This is a genomic window from Acinetobacter sp. NS-4 (assembly GCF_037402435.1).
In the GTDB taxonomy this organism is placed as follows: domain Bacteria; phylum Pseudomonadota; class Gammaproteobacteria; order Pseudomonadales; family Moraxellaceae; genus Acinetobacter.
The window spans coordinates 176710-189999 of record NZ_JBBEUE010000003.1 but is presented as its reverse complement, the minus strand read 5'-3'; the positions used below and the strand labels follow the sequence as shown (position 1 = coordinate 189999).

The 13290-nt window shown below is 39.0% G+C and carries 11 protein-coding genes; 5 read left to right on the top strand and 6 right to left on the bottom strand.

From position 1 onward, the window contains the following. Window positions 1-21 precede the first annotated feature (21 nt). Both WAE57_RS03760 and WAE57_RS03755 read left to right on the top strand, forming a co-directional pair. Complete coding sequence (locus tag WAE57_RS03760) at window positions 22-1476, top strand: aldehyde dehydrogenase family protein (RefSeq protein WP_337708370.1); 1455 nt, start codon at window positions 22-24, stop codon at window positions 1474-1476. A 53-nt stretch (window positions 1477-1529) separates the two neighbouring features. Further along, a complete protein-coding gene (locus tag WAE57_RS03755) occupies window positions 1530-2189 on the top strand; it encodes an SOS response-associated peptidase family protein (protein ID WP_337708368.1) in 660 nt (219 codons plus the stop codon). Between the two features lie 10 nt (window positions 2190-2199). On the opposite strand, the gene WAE57_RS03750 is transcribed toward WAE57_RS03755, so the two are convergent. The 3 genes from WAE57_RS03750 to WAE57_RS03740 form a co-directional block, all read right to left on the bottom strand. Beyond that, the gene (locus WAE57_RS03750) at window positions 2200-2664 is read right to left on the bottom strand and encodes a MarR family winged helix-turn-helix transcriptional regulator (protein WP_237787204.1); all 465 of its coding nucleotides are present in this window, start codon (window positions 2662-2664) and stop codon (window positions 2200-2202) included. Between the two features lie 147 nt (window positions 2665-2811). Further along, on the bottom strand, window positions 2812-3276 hold the full coding sequence (locus WAE57_RS03745; RefSeq protein ID WP_086175001.1) for a MarR family winged helix-turn-helix transcriptional regulator: 465 nt from the start codon (window positions 3274-3276) through the stop codon (window positions 2812-2814). Between the two features lie 150 nt (window positions 3277-3426). Then, the gene (locus WAE57_RS03740) at window positions 3427-3894 is read right to left on the bottom strand and encodes a MarR family winged helix-turn-helix transcriptional regulator (protein ID WP_237787205.1); all 468 of its coding nucleotides are present in this window, start codon (window positions 3892-3894) and stop codon (window positions 3427-3429) included. A gap of 1019 nt (window positions 3895-4913) precedes the next feature. Between WAE57_RS03740 and WAE57_RS03735 the strand changes: the two genes are divergently transcribed. Together WAE57_RS03735 and WAE57_RS03730 are read left to right on the top strand one after the other, a co-directional pair. Continuing rightward, window positions 4914-6440: a transporter associated domain-containing protein gene (locus WAE57_RS03735; RefSeq protein WP_337708363.1), complete on the top strand. Its 1527-nt coding sequence runs from the start codon at window positions 4914-4916 to the stop codon at window positions 6438-6440. A 224-nt stretch (window positions 6441-6664) separates the two neighbouring features. Next, entirely contained in the window at window positions 6665-7393 is a 729-nt protein-coding gene (locus WAE57_RS03730) for a hypothetical protein (protein WP_337708361.1), read from the top strand. Between the two features lie 126 nt (window positions 7394-7519). Here the strand turns inward: WAE57_RS03730 and thiM are convergent, their stop codons facing one another. The 3 genes from thiM to WAE57_RS03715 form a co-directional block, all read right to left on the bottom strand. Then, entirely contained in the window at window positions 7520-8341 is an 822-nt protein-coding gene (gene thiM, locus WAE57_RS03725; protein WP_337708359.1) for a hydroxyethylthiazole kinase, read from the bottom strand. A gap of 75 nt (window positions 8342-8416) precedes the next feature. Further along, on the bottom strand, window positions 8417-9580 hold the full coding sequence (locus tag WAE57_RS03720) for a hypothetical protein (RefSeq protein WP_337708357.1): 1164 nt from the start codon (window positions 9578-9580) through the stop codon (window positions 8417-8419). 232 nt (window positions 9581-9812) lie between these two features. Next, window positions 9813-10076, bottom strand: a complete 264-nt coding sequence (locus WAE57_RS03715) for a hypothetical protein (protein WP_067726101.1) — start codon at window positions 10074-10076, stop codon at window positions 9813-9815. Window positions 10077-10497: 421 nt separating this feature from the next. On the opposite strand from WAE57_RS03715, the gene pepN reads away from it, so the two are divergent. Then, window positions 10498-13104 carry an aminopeptidase N gene (gene pepN, locus WAE57_RS03710; RefSeq protein ID WP_337708350.1) on the top strand — a complete coding sequence of 869 codons (2607 nt, stop codon included), beginning with the start codon at window positions 10498-10500 and terminating at the stop codon, window positions 13102-13104. The last annotated feature ends 186 nt before the right edge of the window (window positions 13105-13290 follow it).

The window sequence follows — 13290 nt, the reverse complement described above, 5'->3', positions numbered from 1 at the left end:
ATTCTAACGATGGGTGAAAGAATGCAAACTTATCAATTTTCCGATCAGCAATTTATTGCAGGACACTGGTTAAAAGGCACTTCAACCCATACGCTGAATAATCTCAATCCTTATAATCAAGAACTTATATTAAAACTACAGGCTGCTAGCATTGTCGATGTAGATAGCGCTTATTCGGCTGCAGAGCGTAGTTTTATCACCTGGTCGCAATCATCTCAATCCGAGCGTAAAAGTATCATCCTTCAGGTTTTAGAAGTGGTCAAAAAAAGACGTGAAGAAATCATTGACTGGCTCATTCAGGAATCTGGTAGTACACGTTTCAAAGCCAATATTGAAGTAGATGCAGTATTGGGCATTATCAATGAGGCTGTCACATTTCCTGAAAGAGTGGAAACCCAGGAATTGCACTCCACAGATCCTAGCCGCAAAAGTTATGCAATTCGAAAACCATTGGGTGTCATTGCGGTGATTAGCCCCTGGAACTTTCCATTTCACCTGAGTATGCGCTCAGTCGTCACAGCCATTGCGATTGGAAATTGCGTGGTGCTGAAGCCTGCAAGTGATACGCCTATTACCGGCGGATTGTTGCTGGCTAAAATTTTTGAGGAAGCAGCTGTGCCTCAAGGTGTATTCAGTGTAGTGGCGGGTTTAGGCAGCGAAATTGGGGATTACTTTGTCGAGCACGATACGCCTAAAATGATTTCATTTACCGGTTCAACTTTGGTTGGAAAACGTGTCGGGCAATTGGCTGTTGGTGGCAATCATCTGAAGCGGATTGCACTGGAATTGGGAGGGAATGCCCCTTTGGTCGTTCTGGATGATGCTGATCTAGATTTGGCAGTGGAACTGGCTGTAATGGGACGTTTTTTGCATCAAGGGCAAATCTGCATGAGTACCAATCGGGTAATTGTTGATGCTAAAATTTATGATGCTTTTGTTGGAAAACTGCTGATCCGGACTCAAGACATTATCTATGGTGATCCAGATCAAGTAGATACCATCATTGGCCCGATTATTAATAGCTCACAAGTGGAAAAAATAAAATACATCATTGATCAGGCACTACAACAGGGTACTAAACTCATCCTACGAGGAAAGATTCAAGGCAATATCATTCCACCCCATATTTTTATTGATGTAGATCCAGAATCCAGCTTAGCTAAAGAAGAAAGTTTTGGGCCAGTTCTACCGGTGATTAAGGCTCAGAATGAATCGGATGCCTTACGTTTAGCCAATGACACAGCTTATGGATTATCCAGTGCAGTATGTACCGCCGATATTGAGCGCGGAACGCGTTTTGCGATGCAGATTGATGCTGGGATGACCCATATCAATTCCATCACCGTGGCAGATCAACCCAATGCACCCTTTGGTGGGGAAAAAAACTCAGGCTTGGGGCGCTTTAATGGACAGTGGATATTGGATGAGTTTAGCCGTACACATTGGTTAACCCTTCCGAATAGTCATGTGAAGTAGAAATGATGTAATTAAAGTTATAATGGAATAAGTTTTAATTTAAATCTTATTGTATGTGCGCTAATTTTAAACCGCTTACTTTAAAGCAGCTCCGTGAGTTGAATCTTCCGTATATTCCTTTTGAATATCCGGATGAGGTCTATCCAAATTATGAGTTGCCCTTGCTGTTCAAATCAGCTCAAGGTTTGGAGTGGCGCAAGGTTAGTTTTGGGATGGTACCGAAATGGGCTGAAGATAAAACTATTGCCCTAAAAACCTACAATGCTCGAAATGAAACTTTGCTACAAAAACCGACCTTTATGAATGCTGTTTCAAAATTTAAATTTGGAGTGATTCCAGTTTCAGAATTTTATGAATCTAAATACATTGAGAACAAGCCACAGCGCTGGGGTGTACGCCGAAAGGATGGTCAGGCCTGTTATATTGCTGCGTTATATGAAATTTCCCGGATAGGGGATGAAATTGTTCGTTCAGCCACCATGATTACCATGGATGCTATTGATCATCCGATGATGAAAGATTTTCATGAGCCAGGCAATGTTAAACGCTCAGTGATTGTGATTCCTCACCAGCGTCTAGATGAGTGGCTGAGCTGGAAATCTCAAGATATCCGTTCTTTTGTAGAAGGATTCCCGGTAGAAGAATTTGAGTGTTCATATGTTCCAAAAGCAAAAATCGAAAAAATTAGTCCCCAGCTTAATTTTTTCGATTAAGCATAGACTATTACGATAGATTCTTAAAAATATGTTTAAGGGTTTCCATCATTTTTTCAATTTGTAAAGGAGTTATACCCTCGTAAGACTGTTCCAGAATTATATTACTCAGATCCTTAATCTTCAGGGTCATTTGTTGTCCTTTATCGGTTAAGACAACTCGAGTAATACGAGCATCATCTTCACAAGAATAAGTTTCAACTAAACCTTCATCTTTTAAACGATAGACGATTTTGGTGGTAGTCGACATTTTGGAAACTACCATTTCAGAGAGATCTGATACGCTGGCATGAGGCTTGAATTTTAGAGAAAGTAAAATACGGCGACGTGAATTGTCCAGACCATATTTTTTCAGAGCATGGTCTAGTTTTTTTACACCTTGCGCGTGAACTTGAGTAATCCAGTAGTAGGGAAAGTCTTCTAAATCAAAATTTTCACTGGATAGAAGTAAAAATTTACTGTATTTCTTGGTCATTATTTATTTTCCACGATTTAATTGTTTTATTTAGAATCTCTTGCTTTTGTTAAAACATGTAAGAAAAATACATAAATTTTGCATTTATCTCTAAAGTCAAAAAGAAAAAAATTCAGTATTTACTGAACTTTTAAATTTAAGCCTAAATTATCGTGATAAATTTTTAAAAATATGTTTGAGACTTTCCATCATTTTTTCAATTTGTAATGGAGTTAGTCCTTCAAAAGATTGCTCCAGAACCACATTGGTCAGGTCATTAATTTTTTGCGTCATTTGTTGGCCTTTATCGGTTAAAACTACGCGAGTGATTCGTGCGTCATCTTCACAAGAATAAGTTTCAACTAGACCTTCATCTTTTAATCGATAGACAATTTTGGTCGTGGTGGACATTTTGGAAACCATCATTTCAGAAAGATCTGAAACACTGGCATTAGGTTTTGATTTTAAAGCGAGTAGGATACGGCGACGTGAATTGTCCAGACCGTATTTTTTCAGTGCATGATCAACGTTTTGTACGTATTGAGCATGCACTTGAGTGACCCAATAATAAGGAAAATTTTCTAAATTGAAATTTTCTGGTGAAGGTAAAAATTTACTGTATTTTTTTGTCATCTGAACTTTCTCCCCAATAATTGTTGTAATTATATTTTATTATTGTAACTTTTTTTTAAGAAAGTTAAAGTGAAAAAAAGATATATTTGTCTTACATTTTAAAGTAAAACTTAAAAATAATTCATTAGTTACTTTTTCCTTCAGCCCAAACTAATGGGCTAAATTTTTAAAAATATATTTTAAACTTTCCATCATTTTTTCAATTTGTAAGGGAGTGAGGCCTTCAAAAGATTGTTCCAATACCACATTGCTAATGTCATTAATCTTATGCGTCATTTGTTGTCCTTTATCGGTTAAGACAACTCGAGTAATGCGGGCATCATCTTCACAGGAATAAGTTTCAACCAGTCCTTCATCTTTTAAACGATAGACAATTTTGGTTGTGGTCGACATTTTGGAAATGACCATTTCAGAGAGATCTGACACGCTAGCATGAGGCTTGGACCTTAGTGACAGTAAAATGCGACGGCGTGAATTGTCTAGACCATATTTTTTCAAGGCGTGATCTACATTTTGGACATATTGGGCATGTACTTGAGTGACCCAATAATAAGGAAAATTTTCTAAAGTGAAATTTTCTGCAACAGAAGGTAGAAATTTGCTGTATTTTTTAGTCATGGAGAAGATCTCCCTAAGATAATTGTAATTTTAATTTATTGAAAAGCGTCTTATTTAAATCAAATTATGCTTAACAATACACATTTTTTTTATGGTTATTAATATATATCAAGTTTTTTATAATGCAATAAGGAAACTTATCTTCTGATAAGTTTCCTTACAAAAAATCCAAATTACGCATGATCGTTTAGAAGGGATATGGTGGGGCTGTATTGGTCTCAATGAAATCTCCCCAATACTTTGGATTGGGCAAAATTCAGCACTTCTAGTTGGGCTTCAGGATTTTGATAGGTTTCTGAAGTAAGGTTGCTGTAGGGACACCATGTTGTAAGACGACGGGCAGGAGTATTTCAAACTTTTGCTTATTATGCATGCCCACAATCTTAACTTGATGCTGACCAAATGATGAGTCTAAATTAAGATATGCACCTTCATAACTGGTATTGGCAATCGTTTTAGATTCTTTGCTGAAGGTCAATGCTTTTTCATTCGTCAGAGTAAATAATCCTATAATTTTTTTTGATTGGATTAAAAAAACTTGAGCATCTAAGGTTAGCTATCGATTATTGAATGAAATAATCTTGGCTGTATTTTATTCTAGTGAAAAAAATGGCTTGAGGAACTGATCTTTTATATAAAAAAATCTTGGTAGTTATTTCATACTGTTAATATATTTATTAATTTGAATAATTATATAAAACAATAGCTTGTGTGCTGAGAATTTTGCTATTTTGGGCTCTATGCTGGTGTGACTAAGTGAGGATTATTTTTAAATCTGTTGCTTCTTAAAAACATGATTTTTCGTGATTAAATAATATACTGATTTGAGATAACGCTAAGTTTAGTCAAGTTTTGGTAACTAAAAATACAAAAAACTTGTTACTCATTTTCAAGATTGTGCATAATCAGTTATCTATTGTTGAACAGGTAATATCTATGGATCCGTCGCCGTGCAGGTCTAGTTTTATTTTGAATTTACTCGTTTTTAAGCAAGTTCAAAAAACCGGAGATATAAACTAATGGAGTTTTTATTAGATCCGGGAATTTGGATTGGTTTGCTTACCCTTATTGTTTTAGAAATTGTTTTAGGTATTGATAACCTAGTCTTTATTGCCATTTTGGCTGAAAAACTTCCTCCAGAACAACGTGATAAAGCACGTGTAGTAGGTCTTTCCCTCGCTTTATTCATGCGCTTGGGCTTATTGTTTGCCATCTCTTGGTTAGTCACTTTGACCAAACCACTTATTACCGTCTTTGATTGGACATTCTCAGGTCGAGATCTTATTCTTTTATTTGGTGGTTTATTCCTGGTCTATAAAGCCGTGACTGAACTACATGAAAAGATTGAAGGCAAGCCTGAAGTTAAGGTTACCACCAATATTGTTTACGCAAGTTTTGCTGCAGTTGTTGCACAAATTGTGGTTTTAGACGCTGTATTCTCTTTAGATTCGGTCATTACTGCCGTAGGTATGGTCGACAATATCTATGTGATGATGGTAGCAATGATTGTTGCCATGGCTGTAATGTTACTGGCCTCCAAATCATTAACTGCTTTTGTAAACCGACATCCGACCGTTGTGATTCTGTGTCTAAGTTTCTTATTGTTAATTGGAATTAGCTTGATTGCAGAAGGTTTCGGTTTCCATATTCCGAAAGGCTATATTTATTCAGGTATTGGCGTTGCCATTGCAATTGAAGCATTTAACCAATTTGGTCAGCGCAATGTAGCCAAGCATGAATCTAAAATTCCACTGCGTCATCGTACTGCGGATTCCATCTTGAAATTGATGGGTGGCAAAATGGAGACGGTCACTGACAGTGCGCAACACTTTGAAGCTCAAGAAGCTTTTGCTGATGAAGAACGTTATATGATTGGCGGGGTATTAACCCTGGCAGAAAGATCTGTTGCCTCGATCATGACACCACGTAGCCAGATTTCTTGGGTCAATCTGGATGATACGCCTGAACAAATTCGTGAACAGGTGCTGTCTGTGCCGCATAGCTTGTTTCCAGTTTGTCGTGGCAGCCTGGATAAGGTTCTGAGCGTGGTTCGTGCCAAAGAACTGCTGGATGTACTGGAGGATGACGGACAACTTAAAGCTTTAATCAAGCGTCATCGTCCTATTCACATTTTCCAGAAAATGAAAGTGATTGATGCCATTAATACCTTGCGTACCTCAAAAGGTTCACTGGTTTTGGTCAGTGATGAGTTTGGAAGTGTACAGGGTTTGATCTCTCCACTCGATGTGTTTGAAGCTATTGCCGGAGAATTCCCTGATGCGGATGAACAGCTCGATTTAGTGAAAATTGATGATCACACTTGGAAAGCATCAGGCATGCTGGATGTGTACCAGCTGGAATTAGAGTTGGGGATGATGGATTTAGTCGAAGAAGATGCGGGTTATATCAGTCTTGCGGGTCTAATTCTAGATAAAACGCATGGTGAAGTGAGCTTAGGTACTCATCTGGAGTATCACGGTATTCATTTTGACGTGACAGAACTGGAAGATAACCGTATTAAAACGGTTTTAATTACTTATCATTAGACCATGATTTTACAGTAATAAAGAACTTGTTCTTCGAATAAATTCTTTTAGTCATGGAAAAGCTCAACAGTCTTAAGCTGTTGGGCTTTTTTTATACTTTTGATTGTAAAATCGCAAGGTAAAAACTCAAATGAATCAGTGATTAAATCCCTATTTCTAGGGATATTTTAAATCAGCATAATAATCAATAATGGATAAAAAATGGGAGGAGACGGATCAAACTGATGGGGATTACTGAAAAGATAGTCGATTTTTCAAAACTGGCCTCTGATCATCAACAGCAGTTTTTTGAAACCATGCTGGCATTTGATCAGCAAATTTTTCCAGATTCCAGCAAAAAAGAAGTCTATGATTTTGTTTATGATGTAGATGCTGTTTCAGTTCAGGTTGTTCACTATTATCATCAGGGACAACTGATTGGACAAAATATTATTCCAATTCTTAAGCTTGATTTAAATGGGAAACCGATTTTTGTGGTGAGCTCGCGGGCGGGTATTTTACCTGCTTATCGTAGAGGAAACCGAACCCTGAAAACGGCCATTCGTGTTGCAGTTAATCACCGGATTCGTCATCCCAGCATTCCATTATGGTTTGTGCCTACCGTGATACAGCCTAAAATCTATACCTATTTGGCTTCGCGTTCACGTGACTTCTTTCCACGTGTGGGAAGGAAGATACCTGCTGAATATTTAAAAGTTTTGCAGATGATGCAGCAGCGTAAAGCTGAGGTGCATAAGCGTCGAGAAGATATTTTTGTGTATCCTTATGTGATGCCCTTGACCACACCTGCACAGATCAAACGTTTAAGAAATAAAACAACCACCCACATCAATTTTTTTATGCAGCATGTGCCTGACTATTTTGATGGCATGGGTTTGCTGTGTATCTGTAAATTGGATTTAAAAACCATACTGGAAACGATCTGGAATTTGTCTACAGATCGCCATGTATAATTTAAACCCAGTTTGGATTGGTTTTTTAATTGCGATGCTGTCATAGTGATAAGTACAGATTGTATTTCTACAGTCTGAGCCAGCTGAACATCTGCCATACATCAGCAATAGTAATGCAGGATAGATTCAAAGGGTCAAAATTTTAATATCTGCATATTGCTGTATGAGTTCAGGATTTAAACTGTAAATCTGATCCATAAAGGCCACATTAAACTGTCCGAGCATAGGCGCTTGCTCAAATGCCAATTTCCCGGCAATGGCAAAATGGGTATGAGCAGCGAGCGTTGCAATAGTCGGGCTGCTTACAGCGCAGTAAGCAGCAATTAAGGCACCCAATGCACAGCCTGTGGCCGTTACTTTGGGTTGTAAATAAGAACCGCCATGCACCTGAATGACCGCATCCAATTCTTTGCTTAAAATAAAATCGGACTCACCTGAAATGGCAATACATTCCGCATGTTCGAGCAGGACTTTAGCATGGCTGTAAACGTCGGCGCTATCGAGCGTGCTGTCGACACCTTTAGATTGCGTTTGCTTGCCTGCGAGCGTGCTAATTTCAGAAGCATTGCCCCGAATCACCGTTGGATGATATTGCAATAAATTATCCACCATGTCTGAGCGCCACTTTAAAATCGGTCCATATCCTACCGGGTCAAGCACCCAGGGGGTATCGCTACGCTGCGCCGTTTGTGCAGAAATTTGCATGGCCTGCATTTGTTCCTGTGTGGGTGTACCTAGGTTAATGCTCAGTGCCGCTGCAATCTGGGTAAAACTTTCAGCTTCAAATGGATTATCAATCATGGCTGGTGAAGCACCAGCAGCCAATAAAACATTGGCTGTATAGTTGGCTGCCACGCTATTGGTAATGCATTGCACCAAAGGCTGCTGGCTATGCAGCTGTGTCCATGCTTCAACAATCTGCTCGACCAGTGCTGAAGTTTGATCCATGGGGTTATTCCTTAAATTATATAGGGTGGAATCGGAAAAATTGAACATATCGATCACCATTTAACGGGTGAAATTCTATTGGGTAAAATAGTGGTCTTGATGCTTGCAGGTGTGACAGCATAAAGTCACATAATTTTCGGCATCATAATCCACGCTAAGTTCATTGGAACCACAATACATACAGCGTTTTTGTGAATAGAAACTTAATCGGGGTTCAATTTTTTTCCATAGGCGCCAAATCGGCTGGAAAAAAATAGCTTCATCATAGCCAAGAAAGCGGAACAACAGGATTTCACTCATCTTGCTAAATGGAATGTTGTGCGGACGAGGCAGGGTGGAGGTTTCCCATTTTTCCGTCACTGAACGTTCACGGTATTGCTGTAAGGTTTTCTTTAACAAGTTGGTATTGATAAAGTTTTCATTGCGTGGCTGGAGTGCTTTCTGCTGATGCAAATATTCCAGCGCAGTTTGCACCAGATAATAGATTTGCCCCACCGCCAATGAATCCATCAGGCGATAGCAAAAAGTTTGAAAACTGTTGTTTCCCGCAATTTGAATGCCCCAAGTGCGGCAATAAAACTGGGCAAACTGAATAATTTCCTGATAGAGAACCAGATAAAGTACATTTTTTACTTCATCTGCATTTTTAAAGGGCACACCCATGGTTAAATTTTCATAAAACCAGTTACGAAGTTGCTGGGTAATGCTAAACAGACTCGGTTCAGAATAACCGTCTAAACGCACATTGACATAGTAATGATGTGCCTCAACGGCAAAATCTTTAGCCATCAGGATTTGTTCTTTTACCAATTGTTTGACCAAATAATTCTGAAACAGATAATTGGGGGTGATGGCATGATATTTAATGCTTTCCCAATCAATATATTCATGATGCGTAGTATGTTCCTGAACCTGATTATCCAGAATACTCAGTAAAAATAATTTATTCAGAAAGCTGATCTGATCCAGTCGATATTCGACATTATCTTTATTTTTCGATTTGATTTTGCGTTGCTCTTGAAGACGCGTTTCGGTGAGCATTTTTTTTCGATTGACTAGACATTTTTCACAATGACAGTTGGTGCGCTCATCTTGAAAGACACGATGTTGGCAGTGACTACATTCATGAAAATTAAGTGCTTGATCGTACTGTTCTGCTTCAATCCAGAACATGGATGCCTGACACAAAGGGCATGATGTACTTTCATCTAACTGTTTTTGCAGAATCTGAAGGAGCATGGAAAGAATCAATCACAAGTCTGGTTAATCATTCAAACGATTATACACATCTCTTTTATTGTAACGTGATTGAATAGCGCTGAATGAACAATAAATGCAAGCAGGAAAATATAAGCGAACTTTGCTCTAAAAAATAGCCTAAGTATTTATTATCCATTTATGTGGAGATGGAAAGGTAAATCCACCATCTCCACAAAAGAAAGGACTATCAGGGGCATTTAAATTCTTTAAATTAATACGAAGCAGGGCAAGGTAATGACTCATCCTCCTCGCCTAATTGCTTTGCATTGATTAAAGCCTGAACCTTTTTAGATGGAATTTTTTTGCTGCCTAATGAATCGTAATTATTCAAAATTGCGCAAATATCGGGCGATTGCATTGGAATACCTTCACAGCTCATAAACATGGCAATCACTTTATGATCGATTCCGGCAGCGTCGAGAGTTTGCATAGTCTTGATATTTTCCACACGGACAATATGGTCTTTTAAATACATGGGACACCTCTTCTAATTTTGATCTGATTTTATAGTGCGCTTTACACAAATATATACAAGCAAGAAACGTGCTCAAAATGTATTCATCTTGAAAATATCTGTCACTTTGAGTTATGCCAGTTTATAAGCCAGCTAATTCTTGCTCAAATAATATAAAGAGATATCAAAAGACACTTATTTTCTATTTACATTACTGAAAGGTATTGGCGTTATGGCGCATGATTTTTAACTGCACGTATGATAAGTAAGCAACTAAAATATTAATTGTACTGATGTTCGGACAACGAATTGAAAATTGTGAGCAATGTGCCCATATATAACTCAAATCAATCGCACAGACAGATTGTGAAAGTTGTCGTATGATCGAAGCACTCACAAAAAACAAAGTCTTGGCTTAAGAACTACAGGATTAGGACATTATATGAATATCGCGGCAAACCCAGTGGTTGAAGCAGACCAAACTGTTTATTTGAAAGACTACGAAAAACCCTCTTTTTTGGTTGATTCAATCAACTTGGATATTCAAGTTCATACAGATCGTACTGATGTAAACGCAACATTGGTGATGAAGCGCCAGACATCAGGCGATTTGGTACTGCTTGGTCGTGACCTGGAATTAAAATCAATTACTTTAAACGGTAAGCAACTCACCGAAGCAGACTACACACTGGATGCTGAACAACTGGTGATTGCCAATGCACCCAATGAAGTCATTCTTGAGACTGCAGTGGTGATTCATCCTGAAAGTAATACCCAGCTTGAAGGCTTATATCAGGCGGGTAGCGATTTATTTGTCACTCAAAATGAACCTGAGGGTTTCCGCAAAATCACTTTTTATCCAGACCGCCCGGATGTTCTTTCTGTCTTTACCACGCGTGTGGAAGCAGACAAAAAATTTCCTGTGCTTTTAGCCAATGGTAACTTGATGGAAGCCGGTGAGGCCGGTGAAGGTCGTCACTATACGATCTGGCAAGATCCGACCAAAAAACCAAGTTATTTGTTTGCCTGTGTGATTGGTGATTTGGCAGTACTGAAAGATTCTTATGTTACCTCTGAAGGCCGTAACGTATCACTTGAAATTTATGCCGAAGAAAAAGATATTCCAAAATGTCACATTGCCATGCAAGCACTGAAACATTCGATGCAATGGGATGAAGAGCATTATGGTCGTCCATACGATTTGGATAACTACATGATTGTGGCGACCAGTGCATTTAACATGGGCGCCATGGAGAATAAGGGCCTGAATATCTTCAACACTTCATGTGTACTTGCCGATGAAGAGTTCACTACTGACGCAGCCATCATGCGGGTACAGTCGGTGATTGCGCATGAATATTTCCATAACTGGACCGGTAACCGGATTACTTGCCGTGACTGGTTCCAACTGTGCTTAAAAGAAGGTTTGACGGTATTCCGTGATCAGTCTTTCTCGGAAGATTTACAGTCGGCTGCGGTACAACGTATTGATGATGTTGCGGTACTCAAAGCGCATCAGTTCCCTGAAGATTCAGGTCCGTTATCACATCCACCACGTCCAGATCACTTTGTCGAAATTAATAACTTCTATACAGCGACTGTGTACGAAAAAGGTGCGGAAATTAACCGCATGATGGCAACATTGCTCGGTAGAGAAAAATTCCGTCAAGGCACGGACGAATACTTCCGCCGTCATGATGGTCAGGCAGTAACGGTTGAAGATTGGGTTTCAGCATTGACTGCAGGTTCTGGTGTCGATTTATCGGCATTCCTGATCTGGTATAACCAGCCGGGTACACCAAAACTGGAAGCCAAAGGCGAGTACGATGTTGCGACTCAAATCTACCGTTTAAGCTTTAAACAATCGTTAAAAGATCATCATAAATATCCAAACCTAAAAGCTGTTCCAATTCCTGTGGCTTTGGCACTGTTTAATGCAGAAACAGGTGAGCAATATACTTTGCAATCTGAAGCACTATTTGAAAATGCTGTTAAAGATGGCGTGTATCTGTTTGATACAGATACGGCAAGCATTGAATTTACCGGCGTAACGGCAAAACCGGTGGTGTCATTACTGCGTAATTTCTCTGCACCAGTCAATCTTGAATTCAACTATTCCGATGAAGAACTGGCTTTCTTGATGCAATATGAAACCAATGGTTTCAACCAGTGGCAAGCCACTCAAACCTTGCTGGAACGTATTTTATTAAATGGCCATGATGCTGATATTTATATTCAAGCCATGAAAAATACTTTGCCAGAAGTCATTGAAAAAGATCCACTCTTGGCTTCACGTTTGTTTGATGTGCCGACCGAAGGCTATTTGGGTAGCCGTATTGATACAGATTATCAGCCTGCCAAAATTCAGGAACAGCGTAATGCCTTGCTAGATACCCTGGCACGTGAATTTGGCTCATTCTGTAAAGAGACCTATCTGGAATTAGATCCAGATATGCAAAGTGAATTTTCTCAAGCGATGGGTGTTCGTGCACTCAGAAACATCATGCTCAGCATGATCGCACGCCAAGGTGATGTATCTGCCTTTGATTTGGCTTATGAACAGTATCATACAGGTAACATGTCTGAACGTTTGGGTGCGCTCAAAGTTCTGGTCTGGAATGATGCACCACAAGCCAAGGAAGTTTTGGCGGACTTCTATAGCCGTTTTGAAGATGAAGCCTTGTCTTTAGATCAATGGTTTATGGTTCAAGCAGCGCATCCAAAAGCAAATGCAGAAACCATCAAATATTTAACCTCTCATCCTGATTATGATTTGGGTAATCCTAACCGGATCCGTTCGGTGAGTGGTGGTTTAAATGCCAATCCTGTGAATACCTGGAGTTTTGGTATTCAGCACTATATCGATCTGGCTAAATATCTGGATGAGAAAAACCCGATTGTGGGTTCACGCTTACTGCAAGTACTTTCGCGCTGGTACACTTTGGCAGAGCCACAACGTACAGAAGTAAAAACTGCACTTGAGGCTTTAAAACCACAAGTGAAATCTAAAAATGTGGTCGAAACTTTAAACAGTATGTTGAACGTCTAACTCAGACAGACTGAATAAGCCGCAAAAGCCTTTTTCTGCTAAAGCCAGGAAAAGGCTTTTTTTATATTTCAATCATTTTACTGATTATAAATTATGCTTATGTTTGGTTGAACTCCACTTCATTCTGCCATGTTAAGACTTAATTCCTATGAATTAATCGCTTTAAAAGTGTCGAATTAATCACAT